The following is a 16,588-nucleotide window of genomic DNA, read 5'->3' on the forward strand; positions in this document are numbered from 1 at the left end:
TCGGAGGCACTGGTGACCAGTCATACCGAAGCCGAGATCGCGTACGCCGAGCTGCGCGAGCGGGCCGGTCAGGGGGAGACCGACGCGTTCACCGCCTCCGCGTTCCCGGTCGGACGCGCGTACGACCGCGTGCTCCCGCCGACCCGCTTTACCACCACCCAGCGGGTGGCGGTGGCCAGGGCCGTCGCCCGCGGTCTCGACCCGGACGCGCCCATGCACCTCACGCGATCTGTGATTCTTTCCTCATGAGCCTCACACTCGCCGACGCCCGCATCGTGACCCCCGAGGGAGTTCACGAGGGGTGGCTGACCATCGAAGACGGCCGCATCACGCACGTCGGCCACGGATCGGCCCCCCGACCCGGTCACGGCCTCGGCGGCCGGCACGTGGTGCCGGGCTTCGTCGACATGCACAACCACGGCGGGGCGGGCGGCTCCTTCCCGGCCGGCGAGCCAGACGGCGCACGCGAGGCGGTGGCGCTGCACCAGCGGCACGGCACCACCACCATGGTGGCCAGCCTGGTCACCGACTCCCTCGACCGGCTGTCCAGGGCGGCCGCGTCGCTGGCCGAGCTCTGTGACGACGGTCTGCTGGCCGGCATCCACTTCGAGGGCCCGTACATCTCAAAGGCGCGCTGCGGCGCTCACGACCCCGCGCTGCTGCGCGAGCCGTCGCCGCAGGAGGTGGCCGGGCTGATCAAGGCCGGGCGCGGGCATGTGCGCATGCTGACGATCGCCGGCGAGCTGCCCGGCGCCCTCGACACGATCCGGATGGCCGCCGCCGAAGGCGTGATCGCCGCGCTCGGCCACAGCGACGCCAGCTACGACCGGACGCTGGCGGGCATCGAGGCGGGCGCCACCGTCGCCACCCACCTCTACAACGCGATGCCGCAGCTCGGCCATCGCGCCCCCGGCCCGATCGCCGCGCTGCTGCAGGACGAGCGCGTCACGGTCGAGCTGATCAACGACGGCGTGCACGTGCACCCGGCCATGCTCACGCTGGCCTGTGAGGTGGCGGGCCCCGGCCGGACGGCGCTGATCACCGACTCGATCTCGGCCACCGGCCTGAGCGACGGCGAATATCTCCTCGGCCCGATGCGGGTCGGCGTCGTCGGCGGGGTCGCCCGCCTGGTGGATGGTGGCTCGATCGCGGGCTCCACGCTCACCATGGACGTCGCCTTCCGCCGCAGCGTCCAGGAGCTGGGCCTGTCGCTGCCCGACGCGGCGCAGGTGGCCTCCCTGACCCCGGCCCGGGTGCTGGGCCTGGCCGATCAGGTCGGCTCGATCGCCGTCGGCAAGTCGGCCGACCTCGTGGTGCTCTCCGACGAGCTGGAGGTGGCCGGCGTGATGCGGCGCGGCGCCTGGATCGCGGAGCCCCGATGATCCTCACCGTGACCCTCAACGCCGCGCTCGACGTCACCTACGAGGTGCCCCGGGTCGACTGGGACGGCGTCAACCGGGTGGCGGCCGTGCACCGGCGGGCCGGCGGCAAGGGCGTCAACGTGGCCCGCGTGCTGGCCGCGCTCGGCCAGGAGGTGCTGGTCACCGGCCTGGTGGGCGGGCCGACCGGCGAGGCGGTGGAGGCCGACCTGCGGGCGGCCGGGCTGCCCGCGGCGATGGTGCCCATCGCCGCCGACTCGCGCACCACGCTGGTGGTCTCGGACGCTCCAGGCCCTCCTGACGGTACGCGGACCGCGCTGTTCAACGAACCCGGGCCGCAGGTGACCGACGACGAGCTACGAAATTTCGTGACAACGTATGGGGTCATGTTGGCAGACGCGCGGGCGGTGGTCCTCTCCGGCAGCCTGCCGCGTGGCGTCCCCGCCGACACCTACGCGAGACTGGCGGCCCTGGCCTCGGCCAAGGGCGTGCCGGCCATCGTGGACGCCGACGGCGAGCCACTGCGCCTCGCGCCGCAGGGCCGGCCCGCCATCGTCAAGCCCAACGCCGAGGAACTGGCCCGGGCCGTGCCGCACGGCACCGTCGAGGAAGGCGCCCAGGCACTGCGCGGCCAGGGTGCCGAGTCCGTGGTCGTGTCCATGGGCTCGGCCGGGCTGCTGGCGGTCACCCCCGAAGGCACGATTCGCGCGCGGATGCCGTACACGGTCGAAGGCAACCCGACAGGGGCCGGCGACTCGCTGGTGGCAGGGCTGGCACTGGGCCTGGTGCAGCCGTCATCGTGGCACGACACGCTGAGGACGGCGGCCGCGCTCGGCGCCGCGGCGGTCGCGTCGCCGGTGGCCGGCGACTTCGACCGCGACGTCTTCAGCGACATACACCCCTTGATCGAGATCGCATAAGGAGCCCGCCATGCCCCTCGCCACCGTCGGCGACATCATCCGCGACTCACCCGCCGGGGTGGGCGCGTTCAACGTGATCCAGCTTGAGCACGCCACCGCCATCGTGGCGGGCGCGGAGGCGCTGAGCCTGCCGGTGGTGCTGCAGATCAGCGAGAACTGCGTGCGCTACCACGGCGAGCTTGAGCCCATCGCGCTCGCCGCGCTCGCGGTGGCCAGGCGGGCCGAGGTCCCCGTCGCGGTGCACCTCGACCACGCCACCGACCGCGCGCTCGTCGAGCAGGCCGTGGAGCTGGGGCTGGGCTCGGTCATGTTCGACGCGTCCGCGCTGCCCGACGAGGAGAACGTCGCCGTCACCGCGAGCGTGACCGCCTGGTGCCACGAGCGGGGCGTGTGGGTGGAGGCCGAGCTCGGCGAGGTCGGCGGCAAGGACGGCGTGCACGCCCCCGGCGCCCGCACCAAGCCGGACGAGGCGGCCTCCTACGTGGCCAGGACCGGCGTCGACGCGCTGGCCGTCGCCGTGGGCACCTCACACGCGATGACGACCAAGGACGCGGTGCTCGACCTGGCGCTGATCGCCGAGCTGCGGGCCACCCTGACGGTCCCGCTGGTCCTGCACGGCTCCTCCGGCGTGCCCGACGAGATCCTGCGCGAGGCCGTACGCGAAGGCATGAAGAAGATCAACGTCGCCACGCACCTGAACAAGGCGTTCACCGGCGCGATCCGCGACTATCTGCACCACGACGAGAAGGTGGTCGACCCTCGCAAGTACGTCAACGCGGGCAGGGACGCGGTGACCCGCGAGGTGACTCACCTGCTCGGCGTCCTGACGGGCTGAGAGGCGGTGGCCCGTGAGGTGGCACGCCCGCTCGGCGGGCTGACGGCCTGAGACGCTCGGCGGGCTGAGGGGCCCCTATCCGTCCAGTTCCGCCAGGACCCGTTCGGCCTGCCTGCGGAAGGTGCCCGGCGGGTTGCGCGGCCCCTCACCCGACAGCAGGAACAGCCAGGTCAGGGCGTGCAGCCTGCGGCACTCGCGCAGCCGGGTGCGCTCGGCCGCCGGCAGGTCGAAGTGGCGCAGGACGTCGATCTCGCCGTCCACCCACATCGACACGTGCTGCGACAACTCCGCCAGCTCGAAGGCCCGGTCGCTGCGGCCGGAGTCCTCGAAGTCCACGATCCGCACCCGCTCGCCGTCCCACAGGAAGTTCGCCAGGTTGCCGTCGCCGCCGCCGAACACCGGCCGTACCCCGCCGTCGTCCGGCCGCCACCGCGCCAGCCACCGGCAGCCCTCCCGGACGGCCCGGTCGGCCACCGGGTCCTTGCCCGGCCAGTGCTCGCACCACTCGCGCACCTGCTCGGCGAGCGCCTGGGCGTGCCAGTTGCGCAGCGGCACCCCGGCCAGGACCTCGGGCGGCACGGCGGCGTGCAGCTCCGCGACGGCCGCGGCCATCTGGCGGGTGTGCGCCGCGGGCTCGGGCAGCCCGCGCAGCGGCCGGCCCTCGATCCGGGACATGATCACGCAGCCGTGGAAGGAGATCGGCCTCGGCGCGAGCCCCGGAGCGTAGCGGGCGAGCAACGTCAGCGCCCGCCACTCGCGCTCGGCCGCGTGTGGCCTGTCTTCTCTGTAGTGCTTGGTGACGACATCACCCAGCATCTCGATCGTGTGCGTCCCCTGCAGATCGGCCACCCCCGCATGTTAGGCGAGCACGCGGTCCACGGCGCTCGCGACGAGGCCGTCGATCTCCTCCTCCGTGAAGATGTCGGGCAGGGTGAGGCGCTCGACCACCAGCCAGTTGAGCGCCAGGTAGAGCAGCAGGACGGCGGTGGTGTCGCCGGGCAGGCCGGATTCCCGGTGGTGGCTGACGTTCGCGTCGATGTCCGCGCGGATCCGCTGGGTGAGCACGGCACGCAGTTGCGGCCGCCTGGTCGCCTCCAGCCGCAGCTCCAGCAGGGCCAGGTAGCCGGAGCGGAAGGCGGAGATCCGGCCGACGGTCTCACGCATGAGCGCCAGCAACCGGTCGCGGTCGCGCGGCCCCTCCAGGCTCAGCTCGAACGTGCGCGCGTCGGGCTGGAGCCGCTCGTAGATTCTGCTCCCCACCTGGGTGAAAAGCTCGTCACGGTTGGCGAAGTAGTTGGTGGCGGTGCCCATGGGCACCTTCGCCTCCGCGTCCACGGCCCTGAACGTCAGCCCGCGCGCCCCCTGCTCGGCCAGCACCTCGATGGCGGCATCGATCAGCGCCGCCCGCCTGGCCACGTTCTGTCGCGCCAATTGACACCACTCCAGTTGTAGTACTACGTTCAAACCACTTCAACTATAGTACTTCTTGGGGAGTGACCAACTGTGCGAAAGCTCGTTTACTACATCGCGATCTCCATCGACGGTTACATCGCCGGCCCCGGCGGCGAGTTCGACTTCTACCCCGTGGCCGACGACCTGGCCGCCTACCTGAACGACCAGCATCCCGAGACCATCCCCACCCACCTGCGGGCCCAGCTCGGCCTGGACGCGCCCAACAAGCGCTTCGACACCGTCCTCATGGGCCGCGGCACCTACCAGCCCGCCCTCGACGCCGGAATCACCAGCCCGTACGCCCACCTGCGCCAGTACGTGATCTCCAGCAGCATCCCCGGGATCACCGACCCGGCGGTCGAGCTCGTCTCCGGCGACCCGATCGGCCTGGTCCAGCGCCTGAAGAAGGAGGAGGGCATGGACATCTGGCTCTGCGGCGGCGGCAAGCTGGCCGGCTCCCTGCTGCCGGAGATCGACGAGCTGATCGTCAAGTGTTATCCGGTGGTGGCGGGCTCCGGCGTACCGGCCTTCGATGGCGAGTTCCGCCCCACGGCCTTCACCAACACCGGCACCCGCACCTTCAGCAACGGCACGGTGCTCCTGACCTACGTCCGCGGCTGACCGGCGGGCGCCGTACAGCATCGGGAGGCGCCGTACAGCATCGGCCGGCGCCGTGCAGTACCGCGCGAGACCCGAACAACATCGGCTCAGCGCGCGAAAGGCGCGCCACGTCGGTGGCGCGCCTTCGGACAGGCTGGTCAGCGCTGGGTCGGCGCGACGACGACCTCGACGCGCTGGAACTCCTTGATGTCGGAGTAGCCCGTGGACGCCATGGTCCGCTTCAGCGCGCCCATGAGGTTCATCGAGCCGTCGGCGATGCTGGACGGCCCGTGCAGGATCTGCTCCAGCGGGCCGACCGTGCCGAACTCCACCCGGCGCCCGCGCGGCAGGTCCGGGTGGTGGGCCTCGGAGCCCCAGTGGAAGCCGCGCCCCGGCGCCTCGGCGGCCCTGGCCAGCGGGGAGCCCACCATGACGGCGTCCGCGCCGCAGGCGATGGCCTTGGCGATGTCGCCGGAGGTGCCCATGCCGCCGTCGGCGATCACGTGCACGTAGCGGCCGCCGGACTCGTCCATGTAGTCGCGGCGGGCCGCGGCCACGTCGGAGATGGCCGTGGCCATCGGCACGGCGACACCCAGGACGTTGCGGGTGGTGTGCGAGGCGCCGCCGCCGAAGCCGACCAGCACGCCCGCCGCGCCGGTGCGCATCAGGTGCAGCGCCGCGGTGTGCGTGGCGCAGCCGCCGACGATCACCGGCACGTCCAGCTCGTAGATGAACTGCTTGAGGTTGAGCGGCTCGGCCCGCCCGGAGACGTGCTCGGCCGAGACGGTGGTGCCGCGGATGACGAAGATGTCCACGCCCGCGTCGATGACCGCCTTGTGGTATTGGACGGTGCGCTGCGGCGACAGCCGGACGGCGGTGGTCACGCCGGACGCCCGGATCTCCTCGATGCGGCGCCCGATCAGCTCTTCCTTGATCGGCGCGGCGTAGATCTCCTGGAGCCTCCTGGTCGCCGCCTCGGCGTCGAGCGACGCGCACTCCTCCAGCAGCGGCGACGGGTCGTCGTACCGGGTCCAGAGACCTTCGAGGTCGAGCGGCGCGAGACCGCCGAGCCGGCCGATCTCGATCGCGGTGGCCGGCGAGACGACGCTGTCCATGGGTGCGACGATCACGGGAAGCTCGAACCGGTAGGCGTCGATCTGCCAGGCGATCGAGACCTCTTCCGGGTCGCGGGTGCGCCGCGAGGGCACAAGGCCGATCTCGTCGAGCGAGTAGGCGCGGCGGCCGGACTTGCCCCGGCCGATCTCCACCTGCTGAGTCATGGATTACCTTCTGTGATAGTTCGGAGCTTCCACGGTCATCTGGATGTCGTGGGGGTGGCTCTCCTTGAGGCCCGCCATCGTGATCGGCATGAGCTCGCAGTCGGTGTGCATCTGAGTGATGGTGCGACATCCGGCATACCACATGCCCTGGCGCAGGCCGCCGACGAGCTGGTGCGAGACGGCGGAGACCGGGCCGCGGTAGGGGACCTGGCCCTCGATGCCCTCGGGGATGTATTTGTCCTCGCCGCCGACGTCGGCCTGGGCGTAGCGGTCCTTGCTGAAGGAGGTGCCGCCGCGCTCGCGGTTGCGCACCGCGCCGAGCGAGCCCATGCCCCGGTAGGACTTGAACTGCTTGCCGTTGATGAAGATCAGCTCGCCGGGCGACTCCTCGCAGCCGGCCAGCAGCGACCCGAGCATGACCGTGTCGGCGCCCGCGGCGATGGCCTTGACGATGTCGCCGGAATATTGCAGGCCGCCGTCGCCGATCACCGGGACCCCGGCGGGCGCGCAGGCGAGCGAGGCCTCGTAGATGGCCGTGACCTGCGGCGCGCCCACCCCGGCCACCACACGGGTGGTGCAAATGGAGCCGGGCCCGACGCCGACCTTGACCGCGTCGGCACCCGCCTCGACGAGCATCTGGGCGCCGGCCCTGGTGGCGATGTTGCCGCCGATGACGTCGACCTTGCTGTTGGCCTTGACCTTGGCGATCATGTCGGCCAGCCCCTTGGAGTGGCCGTGCGCCACGTCCACGACCACCACGTCCACGCCGGCCTCGATGAGCGCCTTGGCCCGCACCTCGGCGTCGCCCCCGACGCCGACTGCGGCGCCGACCACCAGGCGGCCGTCGGCGTCCTTGGTGGCCAGCGGATATTGCTCGCTCTTGGTGAAGTCCTTGACCGTGATGAGCCCGCGCAGCCTGCCGTCGGGGTCGACCAGCGGCAGCTTCTCGATCTTGTTCTGCCGGAGGAGGTCGTAGGCGTCGTCCCGCGAGACCCCCACGGGGGCGGTGACGAGCGGCATCTTCGTCATGACCTCGCGCACCGGCCGCTCCTGGGCGGTCTCGAAGCGCATGTCGCGATTGGTGACGATGCCGACGAGGATGCCGGACGCGTCGGTGACCGGCACCCCGGAGATCCGGTACGTCGCGCAGAGCCGCTCGACGTCGGCCAGCGTGTCGTCGGGGCTGCAGGTCACCGGGTTGGTCACCATGCCCGCCTCGGACCGCTTGACCAGGTCGACCTGCTGGGCCTGCTCCTCGACCGACAGGTTGCGGTGCAGGATGCCGATGCCGCCCTGCCTGGCCATGGAGACCGCCATCCGGGCCTCGGTCACGGTGTCCATCGCCGCCGAGACCAGCGGGATGGACAGGCTGATGCCACGTGACAGTCGGGTGCGGGTGTCGGCGTCACCTGGCTGCAGGTCTGAATACGCCGGCACGAGCAGCACGTCGTCAAAGGTCAGACCTGTCGCGGTGAACTTGGACATGCTGCGGCCCCTCCCGCCGATGCGCTGAATGAGCCAAGTCTAGGGCCTGCGTCCAAACGCATGTGATGCCGGGAGGACGATGGCCCCCACGGCCCGTCGTACTCCCGGCATCGGCATGCTCCCGGGAGGTGGGACGGTCGGTGTCACCGTCCCACCTCCGCCATCGGCACCCGGGCTGAGCGCGCGTTACGCCACCGAACCCCCCTCCGCGTCCTGATGGCCGGCGCTGCCCGGCCCTTGGGGGCCGACGCAGAGTTAAGCGTGAGTTACGCAACGGCACAGCGCAACGTGAAAACGTGCAATTGCACTAAGCTGCACGCCGCACCGATGACTCCGCCGCAACGAGCGGACAAGTGGGGAATGCCGGGTTATTCTCGCGGCACGCCTGTCCCCCTACGGAGCCCGACACCATGCGCAGCGAGCATCAGACCATGCCCCAGCCGCTCGAAACGCTGGGCCTGGGCCCCACCCAGACGGCCGTTTACGCCGCCGTACTGCGCCTGCACCGGGCTACCCGCACCGAGCTCGCCGCGGCCATGGACGACCCGGTGGAGAAGGTCGGCAGGGAGCTCGACCAGCTCGTCGCGCTCGGCGTGGTGGACGAGCAGTCGGGCGAGTATCTCGCCCGGCACCCGGCCGCCGCGCTCGGCCGGCTGGTCGCCGAGCGGCTCGACCGCCTGGCCGAGGAGAGCCGCAGGATCGACTCCGCGCTCGGCTCGATCCGCGGCCTGATCCGCGACTACGACGCCGGCCGCGACTACCAGAGCGGCACCTTCCCCGTGGAGCTGGTCAGCGGGGCCGACGTGCTGTACGAGAGCGTCGTGGGCATGGCGGTCCAGGCGCCGCCGATGACGCTGCTGACCGCCATCCCGGACGAGCGCACCATGATCGACTTTGCCCGGAAGTACGCCGACCCGTGGATCGACGCACAGCGTCAAGGGCTGCTGCGCATGCGGACGCTCGTCCCGGTCGACACCCTGGTGCTCCCCGGCGTACGCGACCAGCTCACCCGCATGGTCGAGGCGGGCGGCCAGGTGCGCACACTCGACCAGGTGCCGAGCTGGTTCGTGGCGGCGGGACCCGACGCGGCCGGCCTGCCCGCGCTCTGGGGCGGCAACCTGCCCGAGCACGCCTACAACTTCTATCTGATGCGCGCCCCCATCGTGGTGGGCATGCTGCACTCCCTCTTCGACGAGCTGTGGGGGCGCGCCATGCCCCTGCCCTGGCTGCCGGCGGGCCGCGAGGGCGGCGGCATGGTGCAGGTGCTGCGGCTGGCCGCGCAGGGCATGTGCGACGAGTCCATCGCGCGCCACCTCGGCGTGTCGGTCCGTACGGTACGCGCGAGATTCGCCGACGCCATGTCCGAACTGGGCGCTCAGTCACGCTTTCACGCAGGTGTGGAGGCCGCTCGGCGCGGCTGGCTGGGCCAATGACCGCCGTTGACACCGCTTCGGTCATATGGTGGGAAGGTGCTGGAAGACGTCCCCCGCGACCCGTTCGCGGACGACCCTGACGACCCGTCCTCAGCGATGGGCGAGCTCGACGACGCCGAGCCTCTCACCGCCGCCGAGCGGGACGAGGCGATCACCGACCTGGCGGACGTCGAGGTCTTTCGCTCCGTGCTGGAGCCGCAGGGGGTGCTCGGCCTCGTGCTCGACTGCCCGGAATGCGGCGAGCAGCACTTCTTCGACTGGGACCTGCTGCGCGGCAACCTGCGCCAGATGATCGAGCTGGGCCGGCCCCAGGTGCACGAGCCGGCGTATTTCCCGGACCCGGACGAATATGTCAGCTGGGAGTACGCCAGAGGTTACGTCGACGGCGTCATCGACACCGAAGAGCGCCACTGATCGACCACGTCGCCACGCAGGACGGCGAGCACCCGAGCCGCGGGATCCCGGCGGTCGGGAACCTCCCCCGCGGCGAGCGCGTCGAGCAGTGCGTCGCTCTCTTCCTCTGGCGTCAAGCCGACTCCAGCTCGGCCATCTGCCTCAGCCTGGCCAGCGCCCGATGCTGGGCGACCCGGACGGCTCCTGGTGACATGCCGAGTACATTACCGGTCTCCTCGGCCGACAGGCCCGACACCACCCGCAGCAGCAGCAACTCCCGCTGGTTCGGCGGCAGCCGGGCGAGCAGCCGGCGCGCGTGCTCCACCTCGATGTAGCGGACCACCGTCTCCTCCGGCCCCGGCCCGTCGTCGGGCCCGTCCGGAAGATCCTGAGTGGGCACGGCCGAGCGCACGGAACTGCGCAACGCGTCGGCCACCTTGTGCGAGGCGATCCCGAACACGAAGGACGCGAAGGGCCTCCCCATGTCCCTGTATCGCGGCAGCGCGGACAGGACCGCGATGCACACCTCCTGGGCGACGTCATCGGCAATGTGATATTGCCCGGTAACCCTGCCCAGCCTGGCGCGGCAATACCGCACCACCATCGGACGCAACTCGCCGAGCAAGGATTCGATCGCACTGCGATCTCCCTGCACAGCGAGGCTCGTTAGTTCCCTTAGGTCGGAGTCATCCGTCCGTGCCGGAAGTCTCGACGCGAGCCTTACCCCAATTTTGGCGTCGGCGACGCTTCCCTCGCTCACGTTAGGCATGATGCCCGCACTGATCGGGCCTGTCGTCATCGCGAACGGCTACGGATTGGTCACATTGACGAGACGATAACGGTCAGTAATCGATCGACAACACTAAGCCTTTCCGTCTGGCACCATATTTCACCCGATAACCCGAAATGCACGACATTCGTCAGACGCCGACGCTTAACACTCACTTCAGGTTTACTCCAATAAACCCGCATTCTTTCCCCAAGTTCCCCCACAACACAACAACCTGCGCAACATCACATACCGCATACCCCCCGCCCCGACGGCGCCACCCAAGCCAAGCCGACCCCTCGTACAAGACCACGCGCGCCGTACGGCGAGTGGCGCGTGCGGCATGCGGCGGGGTGACAGGCGGCCGGTGGCAGACGGCCGGTGGCGTGTGTGGCGCGTGTGGCGGGTGATAGGCAGCGGGGCGCCGGGTGGTGGGCGGTGCGTTCCGGCGGGCGGCCGGGGGCGGGTGCGTGAGGGGCGGCCGGTGGGGCGTGAGGGGCGTCAGGTGGTGAGGGCGTCAGGGGCGTCAGGTGGTGAGGGCGTCAGGGGCGTCAGGTGGTGAGGGCGTCAGGGGCGTCGGGTGGTGGGGGCGTCAGGGGCGTCAGGGGCGTCGCCCGACTGTGCCGCAGGGCGCCGGAGCGTGGGACACAGGCTCCTGCGCGGGTAGCGAGGCCCTGCGGCGGGCATGCCACGAAAAACTCGCCGCAGGAACACGTACGGCCCGCGCCGACGAATCGGGCGGGCCGTGCGGTGGAGCTGGTGTGGCTAGTGGCCGTGGCCGTGACCGTGGCCCTGACCAGCGGAGGCCTCTTCCTCTTCGGGCTTGTCCACCACGAGAACCTCGGTGGTGAGCAGCATGCCCGCGATGGAGGCGGCGTTCTGGACGGCCGAACGGGTGACCTTGACCGGGTCGATGACGCCCTGCGACAGCAGGTCGCCGTACTCGCCGGTGGCGGCGTTGAGGCCGTGTCCGGGCTTGAGCTCGGCGATCTTGTGCGTGACGACGTAACCCTCGAGACCGGCGTTCTCGGCGATCCAGCGGGACGGCTCGACCAGCGAGCGGCGCACGATGGCGACACCGGTGGCCTCGTCGCCCGTGAGGCCGAGGTCGTCGAGCTCCTTGGCGACGTGGATCAGCGCGGAGCCACCACCGGAGACGATGCCCTCCTCGATCGCGGCGCGCGTCGCGGAGATCGCGTCCTCGAGGCGGTGCTTCTTCTCCTTGAGCTCCACCTCGGTGGCCGCGCCGACACGCAGCACGCACACACCGCCGGCGAGCTTGGCCAGGCGCTCCTGGAGCTTCTCGCGGTCCCAGTCGGAGTCCGACTGCTCGATCGCGAGCTTGATCTCCTTGACCCGGTCCTCGATGGCCTTGGCGTCACCGGCGCCGTCGACGATGGTCGTGGCGTCCTTGGTGACGACGATGCGGCGGGCGGTGCCGAGCACCTCCAGACCGACGTTCTCCAGCTTGAGGCCGATCTCCTCGCTGACGACCTGGCCACCCGTGAGGATGGCGATGTCCTGCAGCATCGCCTTGCGGCGGTCGCCGAAGCCGGGAGCCTTGACGGCGACAGAGGTGAAGGTGCCGCGGATCTTGTTGGTGACCAGAACGGCCAGGGCCTCGCCCTCGACGTCCTCAGCGACCACCAGCAGCGGCTTCTTGCTCTGCGCGATCTGCTCCAGCAGCGGCAGGAAGTCCGCGATGGAGGAGACCTTGCCCTGGGTGAGCAGGATGTAGGCGTCCTCCAGGACGGCCTCCATGCGCTCGGAGTCGGTGACCATGTAGGCCGACAGGTAACCCTTGTCGAACTGCAGGCCCTCGGTGAACTCGAGCTCCATGCCCATGGCGTTGGACTCTTCGACGGTGAGCACACCGTCCTTGCCCACCTTGTCGAACGCCTCGGCGATCAGCTCGCCGATCTGGGCGTCCTGCGCGGAGATCGTCGCGACATTGGCGATCTCCTTCTTGTCCTCGACCGGACGGGCGCTGGCCAGCAGCTTGTCGCTGATGGCCTTGGCGGCCTGGTCGATGCCGCGCTTGAGCGACAGCGGCGAGGCGCCGGCGGCCACGTTGCGCAGGCCCTCGCGGACCATCGCCTGGGCCAGGACGGTCGCGGTGGTGGTGCCGTCGCCCGCGACGTCGTTGGTCTTGGTGGCAACTTCCTTGGCGAGCTGGGCGCCGAGGTTCTCGTAACGCTCCTCCAGCTCGATCTCACGAGCGATGGTCACGCCGTCGTTCGTGATCGTCGGGGCACCGAACTTCTTGTCGATGACGACGTTGCGGCCACGGGGGCCGAGGGTAACCTTTACGGCGTCCGCGAGGGCGTTGACGCCGCGCTCAAGCGCGCGGCGAGCGTTCTCGTCGAATTCCAGGATCTTCGCCATTTTGCTGAGAGTCCTCTCCTGGCGTCGAAAGCCCCGAACGCGGTATGCGTCCGGGGCCCCGACACAACCGGCTTACTTCTCGATGATCGCGAGAACGTCGCGGGCGGAGAGCACGAGGTACTCCTCGCCGCCGTACTTGACCTCGGTGCCGCCGTACTTGCTGTAGAGGACGATGTCGCCCTCGCTGACGTCGAGCGGAATCCGCTTGTCGCCGTCCTCATCCCAGTTGCCGGGACCCACCGCGAGGACCTTGCCCTCTTGCGGCTTCTCCTTGGCGGTGTCCGGGATGACCAGACCGGAAGCGGTGGTCTGCTCTGCCTCAAGCGGCTGAACCACAATGCGGTCGCCGAGCGGCTTAACGGGAACCTTGGTGGCGGTCGTCACGATCGGACCTCCCCTTCAGATATGAATGATCTAGAAGAGGCGACCAGCGGGGCCTGCCGTCGCGGGTGCCAGACCTGCCTCGTCGCACATTGGCACTCTCAAGGGGAGAGTGCCAACAGGAAACATATGCAAGAGGGGCTTGACAGTCAACACGAACTCGTCCGCTGAGAGCGATCAGGACCGAGTCTTCGCCTGGATAACCCCTGGTTGCGGGGTTTCTGAAGTCCCAGCCTAGGTGCAGCCAGGAGGATCCCTCCGCACGTCGCGTCGGCGCGCCGTACGGCTGGAGCCGGCGGACCCGGCCGGGCGGATCGGCGGGGGCGCTAACGTCGTACGTCGTGGACTTCGACGCCTTTCGTGAGCTGCTGACGCCGCGCGGCCTGCGGGCGCTCGGCGAGGCCGAGGAGCTCGTGGGCGCCGATCCGGTCGTGGCCGCCACCAAGCTGCGCAGGACCTACGACGCCGCGCTGACCTCGGCCGCGCTCACCCAGGCCGGGCTCAGGGACCGGGCGCGGGCGAAGTTCGGCGCGGACGCGGGGCTGATGTACTTCACGCCGCACGGCCTGGAGCAGGCGACCCGCGCCGAGGTCGCCGAGCACCGCGCCCGCCGCCTGGCCGCCGGGCCCGGCCTGCGGGTCGTGGACGCGTGCTGCGGCATCGGCGGTGACCTGGTGGCGCTGGCCCGCGCGGGCTGCACCGTGGACGCCGTGGACACCGACCCGCTGACCGTCGCCGTCGCCACGGCGAACGCCGAGGCGCTCGGCCTCGCCGACCGGGTCACGGTCACGGTGGCCGACGCCGCGTCGGTCGCCCCCGAGGCGTACGACGTGCTGTTCGCCGACCCCGCGCGCCGCACCTCCAGGGGCAGGACGTTCGACCCGTTGGCCTACTCCCCGCCCTGGCCGGTGGTGCTGGAGCTGGTGTCCAGGTCGCGTCGCGCCTGCCTCAAGGTGGCCCCCGGAATCCCGTACGAGTTCATCCCCGACGCCGCCGAGGCCGAGTGGGTCTCCTACCGGGGCGACGTCAAGGAGGCCACCCTCTGGACCGGTGGCGACGAGGAGCGGACCGGCAGGCGGGCCACGCTGCTGCCCGGCTCGCACACCCTGGCCGCCACCGGCGTGCGGGCGGTCACGGGCCCGGTCGGGCGCTATGTGTACGAGCCCGACGGAGCCGCCATCCGCGCGCATCTCGTGGGTGAGGTGGCCGAGCTGGTGCGCGGCCGCCTTCCCGATCCGATGATCGCTTACATCTCCGGGGACGAGCCGATCGACACCCCCTGGGCCGCGAGGTACGAAGTCGACGAGGTGCTGCCTTTCTCGCTCAAGCGCCTCCGTACGGCACTCCGCGACCGCCAAATCGGAAATGTCACCATCAAAAAGCGCGGCTCGGCCGTAGATATCGAACGCCTGCGCCGCGACCTCCGACTTTCCGGCGTTAAATCCACTGTAATCATCCTGACAAGGATTATGGACAGGCCGTCAGTCATCATCTGCAACCCCAGCCCACCTGCATAAATGACAAATCAGGGCGATTCATCGATAAGCACGACGTTCTCCCTCGCCCCTGACGGACCATGATCGAAAGGCTATGGTGGCGGGCGGGAGTTCTCCCCCTATCGCGGTGAGCCGTGTTCTCCTTCTTCCATTTCTTGTAAACCGGACTCGCTACGCGGCAGACCGTCGACGAGCGAAGGAGCCTTTCGGTGGATCATTCGAACCACACCACCCTTCTGCAAGCGGGCGGCCAGACCGCCATCTCCGACAGGATGCGGGAGCTGCTGGCGCGTGCCGCGCAGGATCACGTGTACGAGCAGCGCACGCAGGGAGCCGTCCTCGACGAGATCCGGCAGCGGCTTGAGGGCATGGAGTGGCTTCTTCGCGAGGTGCGCGAGCGCGAGCTCGGCGGTCTCAGCGGCACCCTTGAGACGGTGAGCGGGCGGCTCGACGACATCGCGGCCAAGCCGCCGATGTGGGCCGAGGGGCTGGCCCAGCACGTGGAGGCGGTGCGCGATCACGTCGACGCCGTCGGCGAGCAGGTCGACGGCGTCGACTCCCGGGTGGAGTCGGTGCACGAGCGCGTGCACCCGGTCCTGGAGCTGCCGAAGCTGCGCGCCGATCTCGGCATCGTGAGCGAGGGCGTCGAGGAGACGCTCAGCAGGCTGCAGTCGGTGCTGGAGGTGACCGACGGCATGACCCAGCGGATGGGCGAGTTCACCACCAGGCTCGCCCAGGTGAGCGCCGGCATGGAGGTCGCCGCCGGCCGGTTCAACCGGATCGACAAGTCGCTGGCCGAGCTCAACGGCCGCACCGACCGCGTCGAGGGGGTGGTGCTGGACCTGTCCGACGGCTTGGACGAGCGGCTGGCCGCGACCGCCGAGCAGCTCACCGCCTCGACGGACCGGGTGAGCGTCAAGGTGGACGCCGTCGAGCAGCGCCTGACCAGCCGCCTGGACGACACCGAGCAGTCCCTCGGCACCCGGCTCGACGACACCGAGCAGCGCCTCACCGGCCGCGTGCACGACCTCTCCGGCCGCGTCGACAGCAGGGTGGACAAGATCGACGGCCGGCTGGTCGCGATCGACTCCCGCCTGGCGAACGTCGACCACCGCTTCGAAACCGCCGACCAGTCCCTCACCGACATCGGTACCCGCCTGCAGGGCGTGGACGCGCGGCTGGACGGGTTCGACACCCGCCTGACGTCCGTGGACGGCCGGCTCGTCGCCATGAACGGCGAGCTGGACGCCCGCCTGACCGGTCACGACGGGCGCTTCGACGCCCTGGACGAGCACCAGAGCGAGACCGCCGCCCGCGACGAGGACCGCTTCAACGGCCTCGACACCCACCTCAAGTCCCTGGATGAGCGGCTGGAAGCGGCCGAGGAGCACCTGACCACCCGCGTCGACGGCCTCGACGCCCACCTGACCGGCCTCACCACCCACTCCGAGCAGGTCGGCGAGACGCTGGAGGCCGTGAGCCGCCGCATCGGCCAACTCCCCGAGGCGCTGGCCATCGACGAGCGTCTCGGCGAGCTGCTCGACTCCCACCGGGCCGACCACGCCGAGCGCCTGGCCGAGGCGGCGGCCGCGCTCACCGAGGCGGTCAGCTCCCGCCCCGACCGCGAGGCGCTGGCCGAGACCGTGTCCGAGACGGTGACCGGCATCGTCGAGCCCGCCACCGCTGACCTCAACAAGCGCCTCGGCGCCCTGGAGGAGACCATGCTGGCCCTCGCCGAGGCCCTGCTGCGGCCCACCCGCGCCAAGGACTGAGCCGCGCG

16 protein-coding genes are annotated in these 16,588 nt (G+C 70.4%); 9 read left to right on the forward strand and 7 right to left on the reverse strand.

The window, feature by feature from the left end:
• The first annotated feature begins 12 nt into the window (after window positions 1-12).
• Genes IEY87_RS45960 through IEY87_RS24875 form a run of 4 tightly spaced genes read left to right on the forward strand, consistent with a single transcriptional unit; the run spans window position 13 to window position 3,134 of the window.
• On the forward strand, window positions 13-249 hold the full coding sequence (locus tag IEY87_RS45960; RefSeq protein ID WP_225277651.1) for a hypothetical protein: 237 nt from the start codon (window positions 13-15) through the stop codon (window positions 247-249).
• A complete protein-coding gene (gene nagA / locus IEY87_RS24865) occupies window positions 246-1,382 on the forward strand; it encodes an N-acetylglucosamine-6-phosphate deacetylase (protein ID WP_189141185.1) in 1,137 nt (378 codons plus the stop codon). Before IEY87_RS45960 ends, nagA begins: the two co-directional genes overlap by 4 nt.
• A complete protein-coding gene (locus IEY87_RS24870) occupies window positions 1,379-2,299 on the forward strand; it encodes a 1-phosphofructokinase family hexose kinase (protein WP_189141186.1) in 921 nt (306 codons plus the stop codon). Before nagA ends, IEY87_RS24870 begins: the two co-directional genes overlap by 4 nt.
• A gap of 10 nt (window positions 2,300-2,309) precedes the next feature.
• The gene (locus IEY87_RS24875; protein WP_189141187.1) at window positions 2,310-3,134 is read left to right on the forward strand and encodes a class II fructose-bisphosphate aldolase; all 825 of its coding nucleotides are present in this window, start codon (window positions 2,310-2,312) and stop codon (window positions 3,132-3,134) included.
• Window positions 3,135-3,209: 75 nt separating this feature from the next.
• On the opposite strand, the gene IEY87_RS24880 is transcribed toward IEY87_RS24875, so the two are convergent.
• Window positions 3,210-3,983, reverse strand: coding sequence for a phosphotransferase (locus IEY87_RS24880; RefSeq protein ID WP_225277652.1), 774 nt, complete (start codon window positions 3,981-3,983; stop codon window positions 3,210-3,212).
• 9 nt (window positions 3,984-3,992) lie between these two features.
• Window positions 3,993-4,565: a TetR/AcrR family transcriptional regulator gene (locus tag IEY87_RS24885; RefSeq protein ID WP_189141188.1), complete on the reverse strand. Its 573-nt coding sequence runs from the start codon at window positions 4,563-4,565 to the stop codon at window positions 3,993-3,995.
• 72 nt (window positions 4,566-4,637) lie between these two features.
• Between IEY87_RS24885 and IEY87_RS24890 the strand changes: the two genes are divergently transcribed.
• Window positions 4,638-5,207 carry a dihydrofolate reductase family protein gene (locus IEY87_RS24890; RefSeq protein ID WP_189141189.1) on the forward strand — a complete coding sequence of 190 codons (570 nt, stop codon included), beginning with the start codon at window positions 4,638-4,640 and terminating at the stop codon, window positions 5,205-5,207.
• A gap of 137 nt (window positions 5,208-5,344) precedes the next feature.
• Here the strand turns inward: IEY87_RS24890 and IEY87_RS24895 are convergent, their stop codons facing one another.
• Complete coding sequence (locus IEY87_RS24895) at window positions 5,345-6,466, reverse strand: GuaB3 family IMP dehydrogenase-related protein (RefSeq protein WP_189141190.1); 1,122 nt, start codon at window positions 6,464-6,466, stop codon at window positions 5,345-5,347.
• Window positions 6,467-6,469: 3 nt separating this feature from the next.
• Window positions 6,470-7,951 (reverse strand): IMP dehydrogenase, encoded by a 1,482-nt coding sequence (gene guaB / locus IEY87_RS24900; protein ID WP_189141191.1) that lies wholly within the window; start codon window positions 7,949-7,951, stop codon window positions 6,470-6,472.
• A gap of 410 nt (window positions 7,952-8,361) precedes the next feature.
• Here guaB and IEY87_RS24905 point away from each other — a divergent pair, with 410 nt between their 5' ends.
• Both IEY87_RS24905 and IEY87_RS24910 read left to right on the forward strand, forming a co-directional pair.
• Window positions 8,362-9,384: a helix-turn-helix transcriptional regulator gene (locus tag IEY87_RS24905; protein WP_189141192.1), complete on the forward strand. Its 1,023-nt coding sequence runs from the start codon at window positions 8,362-8,364 to the stop codon at window positions 9,382-9,384.
• Window positions 9,385-9,420: 36 nt separating this feature from the next.
• On the forward strand, window positions 9,421-9,798 hold the full coding sequence (locus IEY87_RS24910) for a DUF5319 family protein (protein WP_189141193.1): 378 nt from the start codon (window positions 9,421-9,423) through the stop codon (window positions 9,796-9,798).
• A gap of 112 nt (window positions 9,799-9,910) precedes the next feature.
• On the opposite strand, the gene IEY87_RS24915 is transcribed toward IEY87_RS24910, so the two are convergent.
• From IEY87_RS24915 to groES, 3 genes are all read right to left on the reverse strand, one after another.
• Window positions 9,911-10,546, reverse strand: a complete 636-nt coding sequence (locus IEY87_RS24915) for a sigma-70 family RNA polymerase sigma factor (protein WP_189141441.1) — start codon at window positions 10,544-10,546, stop codon at window positions 9,911-9,913.
• A gap of 765 nt (window positions 10,547-11,311) precedes the next feature.
• Window positions 11,312-12,931, reverse strand: coding sequence for a chaperonin GroEL (groL, locus tag IEY87_RS24920; RefSeq protein ID WP_189141194.1), 1,620 nt, complete (start codon window positions 12,929-12,931; stop codon window positions 11,312-11,314).
• A gap of 72 nt (window positions 12,932-13,003) precedes the next feature.
• On the reverse strand, window positions 13,004-13,315 hold the full coding sequence (gene groES / locus IEY87_RS24925; RefSeq protein ID WP_043623565.1) for a co-chaperone GroES: 312 nt from the start codon (window positions 13,313-13,315) through the stop codon (window positions 13,004-13,006).
• Window positions 13,316-13,653: 338 nt separating this feature from the next.
• Here groES and IEY87_RS24930 point away from each other — a divergent pair, with 338 nt between their 5' ends.
• Window positions 13,654-14,829 carry a class I SAM-dependent methyltransferase gene (locus IEY87_RS24930; RefSeq protein ID WP_189141195.1) on the forward strand — a complete coding sequence of 392 codons (1,176 nt, stop codon included), beginning with the start codon at window positions 13,654-13,656 and terminating at the stop codon, window positions 14,827-14,829.
• Between the two features lie 188 nt (window positions 14,830-15,017).
• Entirely contained in the window at window positions 15,018-16,580 is a 1,563-nt protein-coding gene (locus IEY87_RS24935; RefSeq protein ID WP_189141196.1) for a coiled-coil domain-containing protein, read from the forward strand.
• Window positions 16,581-16,588: the final 8 nt, after the last annotated feature.

It is taken from the genome of Nonomuraea glycinis (genome assembly GCF_014646515.1).
Classification (GTDB): Bacteria; Actinomycetota; Actinomycetes; order Streptosporangiales; family Streptosporangiaceae; genus Nonomuraea; species Nonomuraea glycinis.